This window comes from Gemmobacter caeruleus (assembly GCF_008271655.1).
Classification (GTDB): domain Bacteria; phylum Pseudomonadota; class Alphaproteobacteria; order Rhodobacterales; family Rhodobacteraceae; genus Gemmobacter; species Gemmobacter caeruleus.
Window position 1 is genome coordinate 1 of sequence record NZ_VKKX01000003.1, and the last position, 19,793, is coordinate 19,793.

The 19,793-nt window shown below is 66.7% G+C and carries 20 protein-coding genes and 1 tRNA gene; 5 read left to right on the forward strand and 16 right to left on the reverse strand.

The window, feature by feature from the left end:
- Nucleotides 1-50: 50 nt before the first annotated feature.
- The 5 genes from FOA17_RS00725 (at nucleotide 51) to FOA17_RS00745 (ending at nucleotide 3,662) form a co-directional block, all read left to right on the forward strand.
- A tRNA-Met gene (locus FOA17_RS00725) sits at nucleotides 51-127 on the forward strand.
- Between the two features lie 210 nt (nucleotides 128-337).
- Nucleotides 338-607 carry a hypothetical protein gene (locus FOA17_RS00730; RefSeq protein WP_231487014.1) on the forward strand — a complete coding sequence of 90 codons (270 nt, stop codon included), beginning with the start codon at nucleotides 338-340 and terminating at the stop codon, nucleotides 605-607.
- Complete coding sequence (locus FOA17_RS00735; protein WP_024846217.1) at nucleotides 604-921, forward strand: type II toxin-antitoxin system RelE/ParE family toxin; 318 nt, start codon at nucleotides 604-606, stop codon at nucleotides 919-921. Before FOA17_RS00730 ends, FOA17_RS00735 begins: the two co-directional genes overlap by 4 nt.
- Before the next feature lie 87 nt (nucleotides 922-1,008).
- The gene (locus tag FOA17_RS00740; protein ID WP_149139608.1) at nucleotides 1,009-1,197 is read left to right on the forward strand and encodes a hypothetical protein; all 189 of its coding nucleotides are present in this window, start codon (nucleotides 1,009-1,011) and stop codon (nucleotides 1,195-1,197) included.
- Nucleotides 1,194-3,662 carry an AAA family ATPase gene (locus tag FOA17_RS00745; protein WP_149139609.1) on the forward strand — a complete coding sequence of 823 codons (2,469 nt, stop codon included), beginning with the start codon at nucleotides 1,194-1,196 and terminating at the stop codon, nucleotides 3,660-3,662. Before FOA17_RS00740 ends, FOA17_RS00745 begins: the two co-directional genes overlap by 4 nt.
- Nucleotides 3,663-3,940: 278 nt before the next feature.
- On the opposite strand, the gene FOA17_RS00755 is transcribed toward FOA17_RS00745, so the two are convergent.
- From FOA17_RS00755 to FOA17_RS00825, 16 genes are all read right to left on the reverse strand, one after another.
- On the reverse strand, nucleotides 3,941-4,186 hold the full coding sequence (locus tag FOA17_RS00755) for a hypothetical protein (RefSeq protein WP_238991680.1): 246 nt from the start codon (nucleotides 4,184-4,186) through the stop codon (nucleotides 3,941-3,943).
- Entirely contained in the window at nucleotides 4,183-4,857 is a 675-nt protein-coding gene (locus tag FOA17_RS00760; RefSeq protein WP_149139611.1) for a YcbK family protein, read from the reverse strand. The genes FOA17_RS00755 and FOA17_RS00760 overlap by 4 nt, the downstream gene beginning before the upstream one ends.
- Nucleotides 4,858-4,924: 67 nt before the next feature.
- The gene (locus FOA17_RS00765; RefSeq protein ID WP_149139612.1) at nucleotides 4,925-5,233 is read right to left on the reverse strand and encodes a hypothetical protein; all 309 of its coding nucleotides are present in this window, start codon (nucleotides 5,231-5,233) and stop codon (nucleotides 4,925-4,927) included.
- A gap of 33 nt (nucleotides 5,234-5,266) precedes the next feature.
- Entirely contained in the window at nucleotides 5,267-7,189 is a 1,923-nt protein-coding gene (locus FOA17_RS00770) for a DUF2793 domain-containing protein (protein ID WP_149139613.1), read from the reverse strand.
- Nucleotides 7,190-7,200: 11 nt separating this feature from the next.
- The gene (locus FOA17_RS00775) at nucleotides 7,201-11,199 is read right to left on the reverse strand and encodes a baseplate multidomain protein megatron (RefSeq protein WP_149139614.1); all 3,999 of its coding nucleotides are present in this window, start codon (nucleotides 11,197-11,199) and stop codon (nucleotides 7,201-7,203) included.
- Between the two features lie 9 nt (nucleotides 11,200-11,208).
- Nucleotides 11,209-11,655, reverse strand: a complete 447-nt coding sequence (locus FOA17_RS00780) for an NlpC/P60 family protein (RefSeq protein ID WP_149139615.1) — start codon at nucleotides 11,653-11,655, stop codon at nucleotides 11,209-11,211.
- Entirely contained in the window at nucleotides 11,652-12,536 is an 885-nt protein-coding gene (locus FOA17_RS00785; protein WP_149139616.1) for a DUF2163 domain-containing protein, read from the reverse strand. Before FOA17_RS00785 ends, FOA17_RS00780 begins: the two co-directional genes overlap by 4 nt.
- Nucleotides 12,533-13,159 (reverse strand): DUF2460 domain-containing protein, encoded by a 627-nt coding sequence (locus FOA17_RS00790; protein WP_149139617.1) that lies wholly within the window; start codon nucleotides 13,157-13,159, stop codon nucleotides 12,533-12,535. Before FOA17_RS00790 ends, FOA17_RS00785 begins: the two co-directional genes overlap by 4 nt.
- A complete protein-coding gene (locus FOA17_RS00795; protein WP_149139618.1) occupies nucleotides 13,159-15,621 on the reverse strand; it encodes a phage tail tape measure C-terminal domain-containing protein in 2,463 nt (820 codons plus the stop codon). Before FOA17_RS00795 ends, FOA17_RS00790 begins: the two co-directional genes overlap by 1 nt.
- Complete coding sequence (locus tag FOA17_RS20250) at nucleotides 15,614-15,760, reverse strand: DUF7697 family protein (RefSeq protein WP_420841668.1); 147 nt, start codon at nucleotides 15,758-15,760, stop codon at nucleotides 15,614-15,616. Before FOA17_RS20250 ends, FOA17_RS00795 begins: the two co-directional genes overlap by 8 nt.
- Nucleotides 15,761-15,843: 83 nt before the next feature.
- Nucleotides 15,844-16,281, reverse strand: a complete 438-nt coding sequence (locus FOA17_RS00800; protein WP_149139619.1) for a hypothetical protein — start codon at nucleotides 16,279-16,281, stop codon at nucleotides 15,844-15,846.
- 2 nt (nucleotides 16,282-16,283) lie between these two features.
- Nucleotides 16,284-17,222: a phage tail tube protein gene (locus FOA17_RS00805; protein ID WP_149139620.1), complete on the reverse strand. Its 939-nt coding sequence runs from the start codon at nucleotides 17,220-17,222 to the stop codon at nucleotides 16,284-16,286.
- Between the two features lie 27 nt (nucleotides 17,223-17,249).
- Nucleotides 17,250-17,672: an acyl-CoA transferase gene (locus FOA17_RS00810; RefSeq protein WP_149139621.1), complete on the reverse strand. Its 423-nt coding sequence runs from the start codon at nucleotides 17,670-17,672 to the stop codon at nucleotides 17,250-17,252.
- A gap of 82 nt (nucleotides 17,673-17,754) precedes the next feature.
- Nucleotides 17,755-19,029, reverse strand: coding sequence for a peptidoglycan-binding domain-containing protein (locus FOA17_RS00815; protein ID WP_149139622.1), 1,275 nt, complete (start codon nucleotides 19,027-19,029; stop codon nucleotides 17,755-17,757).
- 150 nt (nucleotides 19,030-19,179) lie between these two features.
- Nucleotides 19,180-19,524, reverse strand: a complete 345-nt coding sequence (locus FOA17_RS00820) for a type II toxin-antitoxin system RelE/ParE family toxin (RefSeq protein WP_149139623.1) — start codon at nucleotides 19,522-19,524, stop codon at nucleotides 19,180-19,182.
- The gene (locus FOA17_RS00825) at nucleotides 19,524-19,781 is read right to left on the reverse strand and encodes a type II toxin-antitoxin system ParD family antitoxin (protein WP_149139624.1); all 258 of its coding nucleotides are present in this window, start codon (nucleotides 19,779-19,781) and stop codon (nucleotides 19,524-19,526) included. The genes FOA17_RS00820 and FOA17_RS00825 overlap by 1 nt, the downstream gene beginning before the upstream one ends.
- Nucleotides 19,782-19,793: the final 12 nt, after the last annotated feature.

Here is a 19,793-nt window from a genome sequence, read left to right on the forward strand (position 1 = left end):
GTCACCGCCAAACCTAGAAAAGACCCCATCAACGATACAAAACACCCTGACGCGGGGTGGAGCAGCCCGGTAGCTCGTCAGGCTCATAACCTGAAGGCCGCAGGTTCAAATCCTGCCCCCGCAACCAAATCTTCCAATAAAACCAAATAGTTAAATGTTGAGCGTTTCGCTTGTGTATAAGCAAACGCAAACACCTCAACAACAACTCAACGTTACACCAGGCCCCCCACAAGGGGGCTTTTTGCGTTCCGGGCGGGGCGTCGTCCGTCTGCTTGCGCCAGGTTGCGGGACGTGCCCGCAAGCCATATATGACTGAGTCATACCCTTGGAGGCGCGGATGACCGTCAAGACCACCCTAAGCTTCACCGACCGCCATCATCAGTTCCTGTCGGAAAAGGTCGGACAGGGCGTGTTCGCAACGCAGAGTGCCGCCGTCGCGGCTGCGTTGGAACAGATGATGCAGGATGAGGAGGAGCGAAATGTTGCCCTCCAGGCCCTCGCGCAGGAAATCCGTGCCCGCATGGAAACGCCGCGCGAAGCCTTCATCGACGAGGACGGCGCCTTCGCCGCCGCCCGCGCCTCGATCGAGGCTGCGCGCGGAGCGTGACCTACCGAATCCGTTTCCACCCTCTCGTCGCGCGTGACCTCGACGCAATCGTGCGATGGATCCTCGGCTATGCCGGGCCGGATATCGCAGCGCGGAAGCTGGCCGAGATCGAGGAAGCCATCGCGACCCTGAGGGACACGCCGCACAAGGGAAGCATTCGCGATGAGATCGCCCCCGGACTTCGGGCCATCCCGGCCGGGCGGAAAGCTGTCATCGCGTTCGTGGTGGACGACGAAGCCGCTGAGGTGCTGATATTCGCCGTTACCTACGGTGGCGCAAACTGGGTCTCGAGAAGCAAGGCGCGCGGTCGCTGACCACACACCCAGCCCGTCGCCACCGGTCGACCTTGTAATGACCAGATTTCGACTTGCGTGGGTGGCACTATAGTGAAGAATTGAATCATGGATGAGGAAACACAGCAGACACCTGAACAATCGGTCGCCAACCGCGTGCTATCGATGTTCATAACCGCGGTTGGGGAAGACGAAGCGCTGGTCGAAGTGGCCACGCGCCTGAAACCCGTCTTGCTCGATGGCGATACAGTCAACGAAGCTGCATTGTATCAGGCGATATTCGGCGACGACTCATGATCACCGTTGATCGCATCCTGATTAAAGAGTTCCGGGGAATCCGTGACCTGAATGTTGATCTTGGCAGTGCGAACTTTGCAGTGTGCGGCCCGAACGGCACTGGTAAAAGTGGCATTGTCGATGCGCTCGAATTTGGGCTGACAGGCACGATTTCCCGCTTGGTCGGAAAGGGTCGCGGCGCGCTGTCGGTCAAAGAGCATGGCCCGCACGTTAACAGCCGCACCCATCCCGAAAAAGCGGTAGTCACACTAGAGGTTTCGATCCCTACCCTCGGCAAGAAGGCGACTATAACTCGTAACGTAAAATCGCCCAAGGCTCCGACGATCACGCCGGATGACCCGGCTATCCGCGCCGTGTTCGAGCATGTGCAGCGTCACCCGGAGTTCTCGCTCTCACGGCGCGAGATCATCAAATACGTCTTGGCCGAACCCGGCGTGCGCGCCGAGGAAGTTCAGGCCCTGTTGCAGCTCGAAAAGCTCGACACCACTCGCAAGCTCCTGCTGAAGATATCGAACGCCGCGATGCGCGACCTTAAGGCGCTGGAGGGTGAGCGCGACCGCTCCGCCACCCACTTGATGCGCGCCCTTGGCATCGCCGAACTGAAAGCGCCGACACTGCTTGCTGCGGTCAATGCCAAACGGGCTGCATTGGATCTTCCAACCATAACCAAACTCGAAGCCACCACGTCCTTAAGGGACGGGCTGGAAACACAGGGCGCCGTCACTGCACCCAAGGTTCCCAAAGTCCAGGCTAAGACCGACATTGCCGATGGGCGGGCCTTGCTTGAAGCGATCAAAGCACCTGAAACCGAGGCAGCATGGTCGGTCGTGGTCGATGCGCTCACCGCCCTGAAAGAGAACGAAGCCAGACTTGCCGACATTTCCCGCGACGGAATGCTCGCCACCGCCCTTGATCTTTTCGATGACGAGCATTGCCCTGTTTGCGAAACCGCTTGGGAGCCCGCGGAGTTTCGTGCGGTGGTCGAGGCCCAGCGCGAGCAACTGAAAGCGGCGGCGGCCGAACGCAAACGGGTCGAGGCCTTGATCGAACCCGTCGTCGCCGCGCTGGAGGGGCTGCGGCCGATGTTGCGGCAATTGGCGGTTTATGCCCGCGACCTGCCGACGCCGCTCGACTTTGAACCGTTTGCGGTGGTGGCCAATGAAGCGGCCCGCCGCGCCGAAGTGCTGCGCCGCTTCCTGCCTCTGGACGATGCCATCGCCGCGCTGGACACCGATTGGGTGGACATCCAACCGGCGCTTGACCAGATCGCCAGCCTCTCGGCCAGCGTCGATGCTTTGCCGGAGCCGACCGACCGCGACGCGGCGCGTGATTACCTGACCGTGGGGCAGGAACGCATGGAATCGTGGCGTCAGGCGATGACGAAACATGCAGCGGGGAAGGCCAAAGCCGATGCCGCCGCCAAGGTCCACGCGCTGTATGGCACGACCACCGACAAGGCGCTCGAGGCGATTTACAAGGAGGTAGAGGCGGAGTTCCGCAGCTACTATCGCGACATCAACGGCGACGACGAAAGCAAGTTCGAGGCGCAGCTCACGCCCTCGCTTGGAAAACTCGGCTTCGAGGTCGATTTCTACGGCAAAGGCTTCTTCCCACCCGGGGCCTACCACAGCGAAGGCCATCAAGATGGCATGGGTCTGTGCCTCTACCTCGCCTTGATGAAGCACTTACTTGGCGACCAGTTCACCTTCGCCGTTCTGGACGATGTGTTGATGTCGGTCGATGCCGGACATCGGCGCGAAGTCTGCACCCTGCTCAGGACCAAGTTTCCAACTACACAGTTTGTGCTTACCACGCACGATCCGGTGTGGCTGAACCACATGAAAAGCAGCAAGCTCGTTCCAGCCAAGAGCGCGCTCACCTTCCGCAAATGGCATGTCGATCATGGCCCAAAGGAGTGGAAACAAACCGACGTATGGGCCGAGGTCGATGGACTGGTCGCCGCAAACGAAATACGCGCCGCATCCGGTCAGCTTCGCCATTACCTCGAATATGCCGCAGCCGAATGGTGCGCCCGGCTGGGCGGGCGCGTCGAATATCGCAGCAACGGCAAATACGACTTGGGCGACCTGTTGCCCGCCGCGATCAGCGCCTTGAACGATCTCTACAAGAAGGCCAAGGCGACCGCGCAAAGCTGGGGCGACAATGCCCGCGTTGACGAGATCAATGCGTGCCATGCGGCCTTTACAGCCGCCGTTACCAAATCCCAGAGCGAGCAATGGGAGATAAACCCAGCCATCCATTACAACGAATGGGCTAACCTCCAGCGGCAGGATTTTGAGCCGGTTGTCGCCGCCTTCAAACGTTTGGAACGCGAGTTTGAATGCCCCGCCTGCGGCGACCTGATCTATGTGGTGCAGACCGGCAAGACGAAGGAAGCTGCCCGCTGCGGCTGCGCCAAGGTCAATCTAAACTTGAAGCCAAAGCCCAAGGAAGTGGGAGCCTAGCCACCGTTGGGTTCCCGTCACACAGAGCGCGGTTAGATTGACAAGACTCCAGAAGGGGGTCGGTCAGCAACGGGCCACGAACTGGCAATTGAGCCCTGCCGCGGCGAACGACTGCTACCCGCCCTTACCCGCACGCCCGCGCCTGGTCTCGCAACACGGCGTAGTCGCTGAGCATCCGGACAATGACGGCCCCCTCCGGCAGCGCTTCAACCTCGTGAGCTGCGCGCGCCTGATCGGCGGCGGTGTAGTCGACCACGGGCGGGCAGGGCGCGTGGGTCTCAGAACCGCCCGTCGCGCAGCCGGTCAGCCAGAGCATCACGATCAGGAGGGCGGCGGGCGGCGGCGTCGAGCATCTGGCGGTGGATGGCATCGTTTCTCTCTCGGGCATCAAGGCGTTCGGCGGCGCGCCCGGCGCGTTCACCGGCGCGACGCAAGTTGAAAAGGAAAAGCAGGATCGCTGCGGCGGAGACGAACAGGCCCAGCGCCTTGCGCGCCGGGCCATGGGTGAGGAGCCAGCCGATCACCGCTGGCCCCGTTTCCAGTCGTCCAGTCGCGCATGGATCGTGACGGCGATGCCGATCAGGGCGATGGCGATCAGCACCCAACGCAGGGTGTCGAGGTAGGGCACCAGCGGCTGGATGGTGGACTGGGTTTCCGCGAGGGCGTCCTGCAGAACTTCCACCCCGGCCGCGCCGACTGTGGCCGCCCCAGCTGCACCGCCCCCGCGCAGGGTCCGGCTTTCCGACAGGACTTCGCGCGCGGGCGGCAGTTCAGAGGCGAAGGGCACGGGCCGCACCGGGAAGGGATCGCCCCAGGACCGGGCGGGCCCGAGGTCGATATGCATGAAGCCGGAGCGGGGATAGTATCCGAACCCCAGGAACCCGACCGCCCGCGCCGCTGCCTCGAAGGCCGAAGGATCGTGGTTCGCCATCGCGATGTCAAAGGCTGTGCCCTGCATGTGCTTGGACGCGGGCGCCCCGCCGACAGCGCGATTGTGTTCCGGGCTGCGGTAGGCCGAGCGCACGATCAGCGGCTTGCCCAGCCGATCGCGCAGGGCCTGCAGCTTGTCCATCGCCTCGGTGTTGATCTTGATCGCGCCGGTGCCGCGGCAGGCGATCTCGGCGGCCGAGAAGTTCGGCCAGCGCCAGGTGTTGGCGGGCACGTCGCGCCAGTGGGGGTAGGTCAGGGTGGGCATGGGATTCTCCAAATGAAAAACCCGCCTCTGGGGCGGGTGGGGTGTCGGTTGGCGAGGTTCGGATGGGTCAGTCGGATCGGCCGCGCTGGAAGGCGTCGAAGAGCATGTCGCGCATCGAACGGATGTCCGTTTCGATCCGGTCGAGGCGGTCGCCATCGGCCTTGCGATCCTCGCTGCGCTGGCGGTCGATGCGGTCCCGGTCGGCGACCAATTCGCGGTCGAGGCGGTCCAGCAGAGCCTCGTTGGTGAAGGCCTTGCGGGTGATCGCCGCAATCAGGGCCATGGTGCCGCCGATCAGGGCGGTCAGCGCGGCGGTGATCCCGTGGTCCCGAAAGGCCCGCGCGACCGCGTCGGCGAGGGTGGTCTGGTCGTTCATGGTGGTCCTTTCATTGCCGCGAAGCGCGGCCAGTCAGAAGTCGGTTTCCAGGTAGACCCCGGCGCAGTCATAGGCGACGGCGGCGGCTGTCGCCCCGGTGTTCAGGAACAGCCGCGGCGATAGGAACTGCGTCGCGGCGGGCAGGTCGGCGGTGATCTCCTGCTCGAAGATCGCGCCGGAGACCTCGTCCACCACACGGACCCACACGGAACTGCCGTTCGGTGGTGCGGCGATGAACAGGGTCAGCACGCCGCCTGTGGCGATGGCAAAGCTCGCCCCCATGTCGGTCAGGGTCGGTGCGCCGGTCCCGTCGTTCGCGACCAGTTGCCAGCGGGTGTGCGTCCCGCGCTGGAAGCCGATCCCGATGCAGTTGATGGCCGCGGCCAGCGTCAGGGTGGTGGCCAGCGCTACGGTCGATCCATAAAGGCCGAAGAACCCCATGCCAGTCGCCTGCAGGGTCGTTAGCGAAATCCGCGTGACGAAGGTCCAGCCGCCGAGGCTCGCCGCGTTGCCGCGCCAGCAGGCCCAGCCTGCGGATCGCTGGTCGGCGACCGAGTCCACGACGGCCGCAGAAGTCAGCCGCCAGCGCCGCATGCTGGCGGCCAGGTTCGTGGCGGCCAGCGTCGGGTGCGACACGGTCCCGACCGAGGTGATCGGCAGGCCCTCGGTCGTGATCGTGGTGCTGACCGAGGGGGACCAATTGGCGATGCGGTTCACCCCGAAGTGGGGCTGGAGCGGAAAGTCCCGGCCGGAGGGGCGCATGACGTCGATCCACGGCGCACCGGCGCGGCTGCGGGCATAGACGGCGGCTTTCCCTGCAGGCGGAGGTGACGGCGCTGCGGCCAGTCCCGGCAGAACGGTCGGCTGCGGCAGTTCCACCTGGCCGCTGGTCCGGTCGATCCTGATCGCGTCGAAGAAGGCCGAGCCATCCGGGCTGACCTTGAAGCTGAAATCGTCGTTGCCCAAGAGACCGATCAGGGCACGGGCCGAGAAGCCGGTCTTGAAGGCGAAGGCAGCGTCATTCCCGGCGGCGGCCTTGTTGACCGTCGCCTCGATCCCGGCCCCGGCGTTGTTCAGAAGAACGGCCGGTGTGTTCACAGACAGCCGATTGTAGCTGTCAGCCGTCGCGCCACCGAGGCCCAAGAACTGCGCGGTCAGGTTCGCTTGCGGCATGCCGACCTGCGTGACCGCATTGGCGAAGGTGACGGTGGGCGTGTTCACCACCGTGGTGCCGCCCGCGCCAGCCGTAGCCGAGCCGATGTTTACGACCGTGGTCGACCCGGAAGCGCCGCCTGTGCCGATGTTCACGGTCTTCGTGACGCCCGTGGTCGTGGCCCCGGTGCCCATGCCGTAGGTGGCGGTCGTAGTCGCCGTGCCGATCGAGGCGCTGGCTGCGGAGACCGTCACGGTCCCGGACGCCGTGAGCGTCCCTGAGAAGGTTTTATTGCCGCTAAAGGTTTGCGTGCCCGCGAGGATCGCCAGTTCCGACGAGGTGTTCGGCAGCGTGTAACTACGCGTCGCCCCGGCGCTGATCCCCGCCAGCGAAAAGGTGGCCTTCTTCGTCGGATCGGCGTCGTTCACCAGACTGAAGACCGCGTCCGACACGTCACGCGGCTCGCCCACGACCTCCCAGGCGCTGCCGGTCCAGACGAGGAACAGACCCTCGGCCGCGACCCAGACGAGCCAGCCGGTGCGCGGCACCAGCCGGATCCATGCGCCGTCGACCCAGAAGGCGATGTTCAGATCCCACCCGGCCCAGAGGCCGGTCGCGCCCGAGGCCACAAGGTGCCGATTGCCATCGGCCGGGCTGGCAGGAGGCGTGGTACGCGTCCGGTCGAGGACGGAAAGCTGCACCATGGCGTCGAGCAGCCGCAGCGCCTCGTTATGCGTGACATGCTTCTGGGCTTGGGCGGCCAGGAGGTAGGGCAGGCCCAGATGGGTCGTGGTGTCGGACATGAGGGTTCCCGTCAGAACTGAAGGGTCACGGTCGCAGGCGTGCCGCGGCCGAGGCGGTTCGAGAGTTGGTAGATGCGGATCGCCAGCGTCTGGCCGGGCCCGAGCGGTGCGCCCCAATCGGCGGTCTGCTGGGCGGCGGTGTAGAGGACGGAGGCCATGGTGCTGGTCAGCGTGCGCTTGATTGTGGCCGCTTCGAGGATATGGACGTCGTAGCTCTCCAGGTCTTCGGCGAGTGGGACCTCGACCTGCTCCCAGGCATCGGCCACCAGCGCGCGGGATCGCCGTGTCCAGCGGATGGTCAGATCGCCCGAGCTGCGGGCGGTCCGCCATGGCTGTTCGACATGCACCGGGGCGAAAGGGACAAGCCCCCGCCCGGTCGGCGTGAAGCCCAACGCGGCATAGCTCGCATCGCTGACCGCGCGCGCGGCCGGACCCACCCGCCAGTTCCACGGCAGTCCGAGATCGGCCTCGGCAATTGGGAGTGAGGCCAGCGTTGCATCCAGCACCACGACCCGCGCCCCGGCCGGGGCCGGGTTGCCCATCGCATGTTCCGTCCCGCGCTGGCCGCGCAGGAGGCGGGTCAGTCGGTAGCGGCCAGCGGCGATCAGTTCGGCTTGGCCAGCCTGGACGATCTCCCAGACCCCGTCCGCCGTCTCCACGGCCAGTGCATTTGCCCCGCCGAACAATGCGACGTCCGTCACGCTCTCTAGCGTCCCCGACAGGAGATCAACGACCAGCTGGTTGCCCAGATCGAAGCGCGAGGTCGGCCCTGGAAAGAAGTCGAAGGCCAGCGTGCCGATCCGCGCCCGACTGCCGAAGGTGGTCAAGAGGTTGAACCCGTCGGTTGACGCGCTGCGGAAGACGGCGATCTCGCCCGGCCAGGGGCTGGCATGGGCGGCGATCAGGGGGCGATGCGCGGGCTGGTCCTCGCTGATCTGCGGCAGGTCCAGCATCACCACTTCGGGCACGGCGAATACGACGGGGCTGGCGAGCGAGGCCGGGCGGGGATCGCCGGGTGGCAGGTCATAGGCGGCGCGGTCCTGGCGCACCGCCTCGATGCTCCGTGCCTCGGCATCGGCGACCGAGGCGAGGCGGAACTCGACCTCCCGACCGTCATGCGCCAGCCGGATCACATCAGCCGGGTCCAGCGCCAACCGCGAGGGCGGCAGGCGGAAGGTTGCACTTTCCCGGCCGATCCACGCCTCCATCAGCGCGCGGCGGCAGCGGCGTTCGGCCTCCTCGGGCGGGATCGCCATGGGGAAGGACTCGGAGGCGATGCGGGTGGTATCGACGGTAATCCGCCGCGCCTCGACGAGGGCAGCGTCATAGTCCTCGTCCGCGCGCGCAACTTGCCACTTCAGCGCCTGCGGCAGTTCCGTCTCCTGGCCACGGATCAGTTCAAAGGCCTCGCCCTCACGGCTGGAGACCAGATCGTCGATGGATAGCGTGGCGACGGAGGCGCGCCCGCGCATCACGAAACGGATCACGCCCTCCGTCTCGATGGCATCGAAGCCGAAGTGGCGGGCCAGCGTGGAAATCGACGCGCGGGGGCTTTCGAGGGCGACGATCACATAGCCTTCGACCGCGCCCCAGAGGCCGGTGACGTCAATCATCGCCTCATCAAGCCCAGCGCGCAGGCAGAGATGACGCACAAGGGCCGCCAGTGACACCGCGCCCAGCCGCCCCGTCAGCCAGTGACCAAGCCGCCAGTTGGGGCCGTCCGTCCAGACCCCGGTCAGTTCGGGGAAGAACGGATAGGGTCGCGCATCCCAGGTCCATGCGGCGCATTCCGGGACATGGACCATCCGGCCGCCGTAGACCGACGACGTCGGGTTGTTCGCACCCTGACCCCACCAGAGATAGCTGGCCTCGAGATAGGCGCGCTGGATCGCGTCATCGCGCCAGCCGCGGGAGAAGTATGGCGTGAAGCTCTCGGACGACTTCGGGTCGAAGAAGACGTTGGGCTGGTTCGTGCCCCGGTCGATGGCGGGACAGCCGAGTTCGGTGAACCACACGGGCTTTGACTGCGGCACCCATGCCGTCGGCGTGCCGCTCTCCACCCCGCCCGGCCGGTTGAAATGCGGGTTCGACCACCAGGCCCGCAGATCCTTGTAGCGGAAGACCCAGGGCTTGCCCGCGGCGCCGTCGGAGATCGGGGTGCGGATCTGGGCCGACCGGTCGGCCGCCGAGGCGTAGAACCAGTCGAAGCCCTCGCCGCCTGCGATGTTCGCCTGCAGATAGCCCCGGTCATGGATTGCGGGCCAGCCTTGCAGGGCATCCGCATGGTCGAAGCCGTCGCGCCAGTCCGACAGCGGCATGTAGTTGTCGATGCCGATGAAATCGATGTTGGCATCCGACCAGAGCGGGTCGAGGTGGAAGAACACGTCCCCGGTTCCATCGCCTGGCTGGTGGCCGAAATACTCGGACCAGTCCGAGGCGTAGCCGACCTTGGTGCCCGGCCCGAGGATCGCCTTGAGATCCGCCGCCAGCACCTTGAAGGCGGTGACCGCTGGGTAGGCGCTTGCCCCCGACCGGATTGTCGTCAGCCCGCGCATCTCGGTGCCGATCAGGAAAGCATCGACCCCGCCCGCCACCGCGCAGAGATGGGCGTAGTGCAGGATCATCCGGCGCAGGCCCCAGTCGCCCGAGGGGCCGGTCCAGCTGACCGTGTCGCCCGACACCGCGAACTGCGCCGGGGTGGCGGCGCCGAAGAAGGCCGAGACTTGCGTGGCCGCAGCGGCGGTCTTGTCTGCCGTCCCCGCGAAGCCTGCCGCCGGGGAACATGTGATCCGACCGCGCCAGGGGAAGGAAGGCTGGCCCGGCGTCGCGGCATTGTTCGAATAGGGGTTCGGCAGGGTGTTGCCGGGCGGAACGTCCATCAGCAGGAACGGATAGAAGGTGACGCGCAGGCCGCGCGCCTTCATCTCGCGGATCGCCTGCACCACCGCGAAGTCGGCAGGCGTGCCGCCATAGACCGGGCGGTCCTCGGCATCACGGCTGACGAGATGCGCACTCGCCCGCGCCACGCCGTTGACTGTCCAGACCTTGGGGCTGGTGACCTTGGTCGCCACTTCGACGCCAGGCTTGATCGCGCAGTTGCCCGCGCGCAAGTCATTGCCGAACCAGGCGACGACGAGGCTGACGCTTTCGACCGCAGGTGCCATGGCCTGCAGCCGATCGAGGGCCACAACGATATCGGCCTCATCCGGCAGCGCGTTCAGGTTCTCGGCCGAAGTCGTGCCGCCAGTCGTCTGGCCGAAGACCGTCGTCGTCGCCCCGACTGTCTTTCGGACAGCCTCAGTCGCATAGGTGAACTCGCCCGAGGCGGGGATCATCGTCACCGCCTTGACCAGCCCCTCGGCCGTGTCGGGAGCCGCGAGCGGCCGGAACACCTCGAAGCTGAGCTGCGGCAGGCGGTTGCCGTAAGTGGAAAGCGCCAGTTCCTCGAAAACGACATAGGCGGTGCCACGATAGGCGGGGGTGTTGGCCGCCCCCATCTTGGCAGCAATGAACGGGTCGGCGGCTTGCGTCTCGCTCCCCGGATACCAGCGCCAGGTGATCCCGGTCATATCGAGCGGCTTGCCGTCGGCCCAGATGCGCCCCATGCCGGTGATCGGGCCTTCGCAGAGCGCAACGGCGAAGCTGGCGTAGTAGAGGTACTCGGTCGTCTGGACCCGGCCACCGCCCCCGCCCTTGCCACCGCCCTGCGTGGTGGTCCTGGTCTCCTCGCGGAAATCGGTGGCCCAGATGATGTTGCCACCGATGCGCATGCGGCCGTAGAGGCGCGGGATGATCGCTCCCTCCGTCGCTGATGTGATCCGAAGACTGTCAAGACGCTGGCCCTCGATCTTCTGCGTGGGGGCCAGCGAGGACACGATCCAGCTGTCGACCACCGAGCCGATTGTGGAGCCGATGAAGCCACCGATGGCAGCCCCGGAGAAGCCGAGGATCGCGCCGCCGAACGCCCCGCCGATGGCGGAACCGACAGCGCCGAGGACAAGCGTGGCCATATGAAATTCTCAGCGTGCGGGGAACAGGAAGGCGAAGGCGATCTTGCGCGCCCAAGCGGGCGTCAGCAGTTCCTCGATCACGCCCAGTCGCTCATAGGCGTGAAGGAAGGTGTCGGGGCCGGTGAGGATCCCGACATGCTTGGCGATGGCGCGGGGCATCATGCGGAACAGGATCAGCGCACCGGGTGGGGCTTCGGCCGGTGCGATTTCCGGCATCATGCGGCGCGCGCCGTCCGCCAACACCTCGCGCGGGCCGGTCTCGCCCCAATCGCGGCTGTAGGGCGGGATCGGGAACGGCTCCGGGCCGACGACCTCGCGCCAGACACCCCGCGCGAGGCCGAGGCAGTCGCAGCCAACCCCGCGCAGGCTGGCCTGGTCGTGGTAGGGCGTGCCAAGCCACGACCGCGCGACGGCAATGACGCGGCCGGGATCGGCTGTCGGGACGGGCGCGGTCACAGCACTGCCCCTTCGTGGCCGCCGTCCCTGGTGGCGTATCGCAGGACTGCGTCCTGGCCCGGGATGTGCGGGAAACCCCGGAAGTTGGCGACATTGGCGAACTTTGTCCCGCAGGTCGCGATCCGCTTGTCGCAGCCCGCCCGGACCACGAAGGCATCCGTCGCCGCGATGGGTCGCACCGGCGCCTCGAGCAGGGTCAGGATCGCCACCCCGTCGACGAGGTCGTGCGACAGCACCTCGACGCGCCGCCCGGCGTTCGCACCGGTCGACCACTCGATCAGCCCGAAGGCAAACCAGCCCGCCGCGAAATTGCCAAGGCCGGAGGCTGTAAAGGCACGGTCGCGCAGCACATCGATGATCGCGCCGCTGCCCTTGAAGGCTGGGGCCTCGAGGTTCACGCCGCAGCGCGCATCGCCCAGCGCTGCATCGCAGCTCGCCTGAAACGTCCGCCCGACTGTCTGGCCGAGGACATGGGCCAGTGACCGCACTTCGGCCACGAAGGCCAGCCGCCCGCGCCTGATCTGTCCGATGGCCCCGCGACGCAGCAGCACGCGCTGCGAAGGGGCCGACCAGTTCACCCGCCAGACCTCGACCGCTGCATTATCCCATCGGCCATCGAGGATGTCGGTCTCGGTGATCCGGTCCGACGACAGCACGCCTTGCGCGTCCTGCGCATCGACCGAGAGGTCGGAGCCGGATCGCACCTCTGACGCCGTAAGCCCACTTTCCGGTTCGAACTCGGTCCCGTCGAACGCCAGCGTTCGGTCGTGGTCGGTGAAACCGAAGGTCACGCCATCGGCGCGGGTGATGCGCCAGCACCACGCCAGCGTCGTCGTCCCCTCGTCGAGATGCGCCTGCAGCGCCGGGTTCAGGGTCTTCATGTGCGGATTTCCACGAGGGGGATCGAGGTGATCGAGCCGAGGCGTTCGAGGTCGAGGGTTACGTCGAGGGCGTCAGTGTCGAAGCGGACGGGGACGTCGAATTCGAAGCCTGCGGTGATGGCCACGCCTGCGGCCGGGGCGGTGGTGAAGGTGACGAGGCCGGTCGCGGTGGAAACCGACCAGCCTGAAACCTGCGGCGTGCCGTTCAGGGCGATGTTCACTGTTCCGGCGACGGGCTTGGTGATGGCCCGTGCCCAGGACTGCGCGCCAGAGGTGTAGCGTTTGGCCAGTTGAAACAGGGTGGCCGCCCCATTGCCGGTGCCGATGGGCTGGTTGGTAGGGCCCGGCGTCTGCGACGGCAGGCAGGACTTGAAGTCGGCCCAGTCCTTGAAGCGGAAGCCGTGGAGACGGCCGTTCCGCGCCTCGAAGAAGGCGACGACCGCCGCCAGATCGTCGGCGCGGCGAATGCCATAGGCCACGTCGAAGCGGCGGCGGCTGTTGGCCCAGCTCGCATTGCGTTCCTCGGCCCCGCTTGCCAGTTCGACGATCTGGGTGCGCCGCTCGGGGCCGCCGCGCGCGCCCCGGCTGATGTTGTCCGGAAACCTGACCTCGTGAAACGCCATCACATCCCCCTTCGGCCCAGCGACACGGCGCGGGCAATGTCGCTCGCGACCTGCGTGCGGGACTGGCGGAAGCTCTCGGCGTCGCGGGCGTTGATCGTGACGTTGACAGTCGAGCCACCCGCCTGGCCGTACCCTGCCGCCTCCCGGCGCGAGAGCACCCGTTCGCCGCGTTGCAGGATTGCGGGCACCTCGTCCGGCCGCAGACCGGCCCAACCGCCGTTGTGCATGCGCGGGGCATTGGCAAAGGCCAAGGCCGGGACCATCCGGGCAGGACCACGGGCGCCGACCATGCCGCCCGCATGCAGGATGTTGGCGAAAATCCCACCCGCCGCGCCCAGCGCGCCGGAGAGGGCATTGGCGATCGGGCCGAGGATGAAACGTCGGGCCGCCAGTTTCGCGAGATCGGCAATCATGGACGTGACCAAGTCGCGGAAGTCGAGCTTGCCGGTCTTCACGAAGTCACCGATGGCGTTCTCGGCGCTCTGGAACGCGCCGACCAGCGCGCTGCCGATGTCCCCGCCGATGTCGCGTGCCTTGGCGGCATAGTCGGCGAGCGCGGCGGTGACGGCCTGCCAGCCGGTAAGGGCCGTGTCCGCGCCCTCGGCCGCTGCCGCCCCGGCGGCGCGCGCGGCCCCGCCCGCACCTTCGGCGGCCGTGGCGGTGTCGTTCAGTCCTGTCGTAAGGGCATCGGCCGCACCAGCCGCATCATCCAGTGCCGTCTCCGCCTCGGTCCCTGTTCCGTTCACTGCATCCTTCAGCGCCTGCCAGCTGGCGAGCGGCCGACCGGCGGCGTCAGCCAGCATCCCTGCCGCTTCGCGATAGCCATCTGCCCGGGCGCGGGCGTCGTCGGCCATGGCACCGAGCCCGAGATCGGGCGGCTCGAGGTAGGTCCGCGACAGCGCTGCCGAGAAGGCATCGGCGGCGGCGGCACCTGCAGCGGTCGCGGCGCCCTCGAAGGGGTTGCCGATGCGGCCGAGTTCCACCGGGTCGAGGATGCCGATCCGCACGCCACCTTCGCCTGTCGCCCATTCGGGCAACAGCGCAAGGGCAGCGTTCAGGGTCTCGATGAAGCTGTTGATGCGGGTGACGACGCCATTCAGCATCGCCTCGACGCCCGAGATCAGGCCATTCGCTGCCTGGAAGGCGAAGTCGCCGATGGCGCCTGGCAAACTGCCCCAGATCGCAACCGCAGCGTCATAGGCCCCCTGGAAGATCGCGGCTGTCCGGTCACCGAAGCTGACGACGCCTGCGATGGTGCCCTCCAGCGCCGAGAGGCCCGCCGCCTTCAGGCCCTCCCATCCGGCCGACATCCGCGCCAGGGCCGCGTCCAGCGACAGGCCGATGCGAGACCAGACTTCACGGGCAAGATCGCCCAGCAAGCGAAACGCCTCGCCCACCCCGCCGACCCGGGCGACCAGCTGCGAGAACTGGTAGACCAGTTCGCCCGCACCGACGATCAGCGCCCCGATGCCGGTCCGGATCAGGGCGCCGCGGAGGAAGACCAGCGCGGTGGCAAGGCCGCGCACGGACAGGGCAGCAGCGGCAAGGCCCGCGACCCAGCGCCCGGCCATGACGGTGGCGAAGGTCGCGGCATAGGAGGCAAGTCGGCCGAGGTTGCCGATCAGCGTGTCTATGGCCGAGCGCAAAATGCCGCCATCGGAGGCCAGCGCCACGAAGGCATTGGCCAGTGCCTCGATGGTCGGGGCGACGGCGACGGCGATGCGGTTCCGGAGGCCATCGAACACGAGGGATACGGTGCCCAGAGCGAGTTGGGTGCGACGCAGGGCTTCCAGCGCATCGCCGTCCAGCACTGCGCCGAGATCGGATGCCTGATCCCCAAGTCGGGCCATCTCGGCGCCGCTGTTCCGCAGGAGGGGGATCAATCGCGTCGCGTCCGAGGCCATGGCCTCGAGATAGAAGGTCATCTCCTGCTGGCTCAGACCCGCGCGTTCGAGGGTGTCGACATAAAGTTGCAGCGCCTCGGGGCCGGAAAGGCGCGCGAACTGGTCGGCCGTGACGCCCACGCGCGGGGCCACGTTCTCGAAGAAATCCGCCATCGGCCCGCCGCCGGTCTGGAGGAAGTCGCCCACCCGGTCGTTCACGTCCTTCAGGATGTCGGCCAGCTTCTCCTGTTCAATGCCGACTGTCCGCGCCCCGGCCGACCAGCGCTGCAGCGCATCGGGTGTTGCATTGGCGACCTGCGCGAACTGCCGGATCTGCGCCGCGCTCTCGGCGGTGGATCGGACGATCAGGCCGAGCGAGGCTGTAGCGGCCGCCGCGGCGGCCCCGAGGGCAAGGCCCGCACGGCGTGCGAAGGCCGCAAGCCGGGTGTTCGCCAGTTCCATCTCGCGCGACAGGCGGCCAAAGCCACGGGCACCGGCCTCGCCCACACCCTCCAGTTCGGCGCGCACGCGACGTCCGCCCTCCGCCACGAGGCGGACGGAGACCTTCTTCTCAGCCATTCTGGCGTCCTTCCATCTGCTCGTTGAGTTTGCGCACCATCACCGCCTCGATCTCGGGCAGCAGTTCGGCTGCGATCAGGGCGTCGACGCCCAGCGCCTCTGCCAGTGAAAGCGCAGCGCCCATGTCCCATCCGATCACCGCCCCCGGCGCGATGCGCAGCTGACCGCCGAGGCGCTGGGTCAGGTCCCAGACCTGCCAGCCCTCGACCGTCTGCGGTCGGTTCAGCCTTGCGGGGCAGTCCGGGCAGGGACCTGCGCAGACCGCGCAGTAGCCGTCGCCCCCGCCGAAGGACCAGTCGGCGAGGGCGCGGAGGCGTTTTTTTCCTGATCCAGCATCAGGCCGCGGGCGACGTATTGCGCCTGGAAGGCCTCGAACACGGGCCAGATTTCCAAGAGGGCATCGATCCCGGTCGGGCTGACCGGGACAAGGTTGCCCGCCTCGTCGCCGACGCCTTCCCAATCCAGCACCGCGCGGCGGGCGACAGCCTTGGCCATCGCGAGGGCCATATCCTCCTGGCTGGAGCTTTCCGAAAGGCCGTCGATCAAGGGATCGGCGCGGGCAGAGACCATGAGCGCGGTGGTCAGGGGAGCGACCAGGACGCGCAGGCCGGGCAGCAGGTCGAGCCATTCGGGCCGGTTCGAAAGGTTCAGTCGGATCATGGTCAGTATCCCGTGACGGTGTTGACGAGGACGGCGGTGCACATGCGGGCGGGGCTGGTGGCCTTGGCGGCCTGCCAGTCGAAGGTCGCCTGGATGCCCTGGGGCCCGGGGATCTCGATCCGCGGGACCGGCAGGTAGACGGCATGGGCGGTGAAGGTGAAACTGGCGTTCGCGCCGAGGCTGTAGGCGAACTCGAGCTCGCAAGGCGTGCCGTCGATGGCTTGGGTTACGAGGGCGCTATCGGCAAACCGCACCTCGATCCGGCCGGTCAGTGCCGCCATGCCGGGGTCGGCGCCCTCGATCTTGCCGTCGTTGCGGATGGTCTCGATCCGGTCGAGGCCGTTGGAATAGGTCACCTCGGCGGAAATGACGTTGCCAAGCGGTGTGCCGTTGCGCGTGATCGCTCCGTTGAAATGCCCGAACCGCTGCAGTGCCAGCGACGTCGGTGTGCCTGCGGCCGTGGCGGCTGCGACGTTCTCGCCCTGCGCCACAAGTCGGGCCGTGGCGGTCAGCAGCCCCGATCGCGCCATCTGCCACGACAACTGGTCGCAGACGCAGCCAGTGTACATCGCATAGCGCGGCACTTCCGGCATCGCCGTCTCGATGGCCATCGACGGCAGCGTCCAGTTCCCCGACTGGAAGGTATGGGTCTTGGGCGTCGTGCCCGTGGTCGTCGGCTGACCGAAGGCCGCCTTCAGCCAGAGGCCAAAGTTCTCGACGTCGATCGGCACCACAACATCCCCATCGGCCGTGACCGCGTCCTTGATCGGGGCCAGCGGGTCGCGCCCCTGGCCTAGCAGTTCCGAGGCGATCAGCGGCTGCTCGGACCCGAGCGTAGTGCTGGCGAAGGGCACCGTCCGGTAGCCCGAGGCGGGCGGGGTGCCGTAGACGGTCTCGAACGCAAGCGCCATCTGCGCCCGCGCGCCGTGTGCGCGTGCCATGGGGGTCTCCTTTGAGTGTGGGGGATGTCAGGCCAGAGGGCCGGTCGTGGTGTAGTGCAGGACGACGGTGATTCCCGCTGCCTTAAGGGCGGCGGCACCCTCGATGGGCAGGTCGACCGAGGCCGGGGCCTCGGGTTCGATCCAGTCGCAGAGGCCGCCCAGCGTCCGGTCAGCTTCCAGCGCCGCGCCGATGGCGGCGATCAGGTCATCGAAGGCGCTGGCCCTGGCGGTGCCCGCCTGGACGACGACTTCCAGCTCGGCCCGGTGCTGGTAGTGATAGCGCAGCGGTGACAGTGTCACCTCTGGCTCGCCCGGCTGGCCGTCGCGCAGGATGATCAGACCAGCTGTCGGGATCCGCTCGGGCAGGACCTCGTCACGCAGGGTGAGGGCGGCAAGCGGTTGCAGCCGCGCGTGCAGCGCGGTTAGGACAGTTTCGCGGGTGGTGGGCATGATCAGGCCATCGGGAGTGCCGAAAGTCGGCAGGATTGAAGAGTCGCGACGTCGGTCTCTGTCCAGCCCGCCTAACCGTTCGTCACTGACGGACGCCGAGCCTTTCTAGGGTTGCCCGGTCAGGCGCGCCGGTTTCGGGTAGTCCGACCGATGCCTGATAGGCGCGCATAGCCCTCTGGGAGGCTGGGCCCCATTGTCCATCCGGCGTGCCCACATCGAAACCTCCGGCATTCAGGAGGGTCTGAATGGCGCGGTAGTCGTCTGTGGAAAGCGACAGGGTGGTCCATCCGCATGCCGCGGCGACCTCCTCGAAGGCATCCTGCGCCCCGGCAAGCTCGAACAGTGCATCATGTTGCTGGCCGTTTGACTCGACCAGCCGGATGAACAGGCGGTCGGCATCGTAGATCGACCGGATGAACGTCTCTGCATCCCGCCCGAACAGACCCGCCCCTTTGTTGGAGGTGAGACTGCTCCAGCGAGACTGCTGCGACGGCTGGTCATCGATGCGCAGCGTCATTTCGAACGAATTCCGGCGGTAGTCGTTCATCAGGAAATCGTCCTGCACGAAGACGAATGCCGTCTCGCCTTCGATGCAGCGCGCGACGAGGGCGGTCTGGCCCATGAAGTTGTTCGGCTGAAATTGCGAATGGTTCAGCGCGACGATCTGCGGACTGTCGTCCACCGCCGCCCGGCTCGATTCAATCGTCCACCAGCCGGAAATCCGGTGCCCATCCCGATTGGCCTGCTCGAATGGCGCGAGCGTATAGTCGATGGCCGAAAACCGCGCATCCGCCCACGCGACGGTTTGTGCCGCACCCTCCGGCGGCGTCGCCGGTTCAGCCGCGGGCGCTGCGGCCGGAGCTGCTGCCGGAGGCTGAGCGACCATCACAGGGAAAGCGATCCCGTATTTCGCCTGCAGATACCCCATCTGCAGCTGCGCCAGCGTGAGGCGTTCGGTTTCGGCGCGGCTGAGCGCAAGCGCCTGGATCAGCCCGCCGCCGGTTGCAGCTTCGCGTTCCGCCTCTTCGATACGCTGTTGAGCAGCGGCCATTTCACCGAGGATCTGCGCTGCACGCGCCTCGTCAGGCTGAACAGCCGGTACTGTCACTTCGACAGTTGCGCCACCCGCTTCCGCGTTGATCCGGTTTTCGATGAGTGTCTTGGCGAGAAGAAGCGCCTCACGGCGTGCTTCGATCAGCGTCAGGATCAGGCCGCCGTCGTAGCGCGCGGCTTGCGCGTCGATCTCGGTCAGCTGCCGTTCGATATCGGCCAATTCTGTGGAAAGGGAGGTGTCTTGCGCGAAGGCCGGAAGGGCCGCGGCGAGGGAAATGGCGAAGACGAACGGTTTCAACGACATTGGCAGCTCCGAAATCTGGTCACTTTCGGAATCAGGCTAACTATGCAGATTTCAGCCATCAAGCGAACTCGCCGATTTCGGTATAGGTCCCTGTCCGAATCTGTCACCCATCCTGTCGTGATGCGTCCCTCTACCGGGATCATGCCCGGGTCAGTGTTCCCCGCCGCCTTTCGGCAGCGGCAGGTTGGCCAGCCGTCGCGGCAGGTCGGCGCGGCTGTGCAGGAAATCGACAATAATCACCTGCTCTGGGTTTTCGACGAAGACCACGAAATGCTGGCCTGCCCGCGCGAAGCGCAGGTCCTCGGCCAAGGCGGGGTCGATGAGCCGACGGCAATCCTGTGACAGGGCGGTGCCCGCGGCGATCTCGCGACAGGTGGAGATCAGGTCGTCCTCATACGCCGCCGCCTGTCGTGGACCAAAGGTCTCGATGGTCCAGCGGGCAATCTCGATCAGCGAGGCCTCCGCCTGCCTTGTCAGACGCCAGGGTTTCGGCATCAGGTATTTGTACGCGCAGCGGCAAATGCCCGACGGATGGCATCTTCGCCACTGCCCTCGGCCAGATCACCACGTCGGGCCTCGTCCAGACCAGCCGTCAGGCGTGCACGCAGTTCGGTCATCTCCGCCTCTTCGCGCTCGAGAAGGCGCAGCCCGGCGCGCAGGGCCTCCGAGGCGTTCTGATACCGGCCGGTCGAGACCAGACGGTCGACGAGGTCGGATTGCGCTTCTGTCAGGACGACGTTCCGGGTGGCCATGGGAATCTCCCT

What these genes read in the sequence shown, in the direction of transcription:
- FOA17_RS00810 (WP_149139621.1), bottom strand. Translation starts at nt 17,672, where the DNA reads ATGCCCACCACCCGCGAAACTGTCCTAACCGCGCTGCACGCGCGGCTG.
- FOA17_RS00805 (WP_149139620.1), bottom strand. Translation starts at nt 17,222, where the DNA reads ATGGCACGCGCACACGGCGCGCGGGCGCAGATGGCGCTTGCGTTCGAG.
- FOA17_RS00795 (WP_149139618.1), bottom strand. Translation starts at nt 15,621, where the DNA reads ATGGCTGAGAAGAAGGTCTCCGTCCGCCTCGTGGCGGAGGGCGGACGT.
- FOA17_RS00745 (WP_149139609.1), top strand. Translation starts at nt 1,194, where the DNA reads ATGATCACCGTTGATCGCATCCTGATTAAAGAGTTCCGGGGAATCCGT.
- FOA17_RS00815 (WP_149139622.1), bottom strand. Translation starts at nt 19,029, where the DNA reads ATGTCGTTGAAACCGTTCGTCTTCGCCATTTCCCTCGCCGCGGCCCTT.
- FOA17_RS00730 (WP_231487014.1), top strand. Translation starts at nt 338, where the DNA reads ATGACCGTCAAGACCACCCTAAGCTTCACCGACCGCCATCATCAGTTC.
- FOA17_RS00800 (WP_149139619.1), bottom strand. Translation starts at nt 16,281, where the DNA reads ATGATCCGACTGAACCTTTCGAACCGGCCCGAATGGCTCGACCTGCTG.
- FOA17_RS00740 (WP_149139608.1), top strand. Translation starts at nt 1,009, where the DNA reads ATGGATGAGGAAACACAGCAGACACCTGAACAATCGGTCGCCAACCGC.
- FOA17_RS00760 (WP_149139611.1), bottom strand. Translation starts at nt 4,857, where the DNA reads ATGCCCACCCTGACCTACCCCCACTGGCGCGACGTGCCCGCCAACACC.
- FOA17_RS00825 (WP_149139624.1), bottom strand. Translation starts at nt 19,781, where the DNA reads ATGGCCACCCGGAACGTCGTCCTGACAGAAGCGCAATCCGACCTCGTC.
- FOA17_RS00765 (WP_149139612.1), bottom strand. Translation starts at nt 5,233, where the DNA reads ATGAACGACCAGACCACCCTCGCCGACGCGGTCGCGCGGGCCTTTCGG.
- FOA17_RS00820 (WP_149139623.1), bottom strand. Translation starts at nt 19,524, where the DNA reads ATGCCGAAACCCTGGCGTCTGACAAGGCAGGCGGAGGCCTCGCTGATC.
- FOA17_RS00785 (WP_149139616.1), bottom strand. Translation starts at nt 12,536, where the DNA reads ATGAAGACCCTGAACCCGGCGCTGCAGGCGCATCTCGACGAGGGGACG.
- FOA17_RS00775 (WP_149139614.1), bottom strand. Translation starts at nt 11,199, where the DNA reads ATGGCCACGCTTGTCCTCGGCGCTGTCGGTTCCGCCATCGGCGGGGCG.
- FOA17_RS00770 (WP_149139613.1), bottom strand. Translation starts at nt 7,189, where the DNA reads ATGTCCGACACCACGACCCATCTGGGCCTGCCCTACCTCCTGGCCGCC.
- FOA17_RS00790 (WP_149139617.1), bottom strand. Translation starts at nt 13,159, where the DNA reads ATGGCGTTTCACGAGGTCAGGTTTCCGGACAACATCAGCCGGGGCGCG.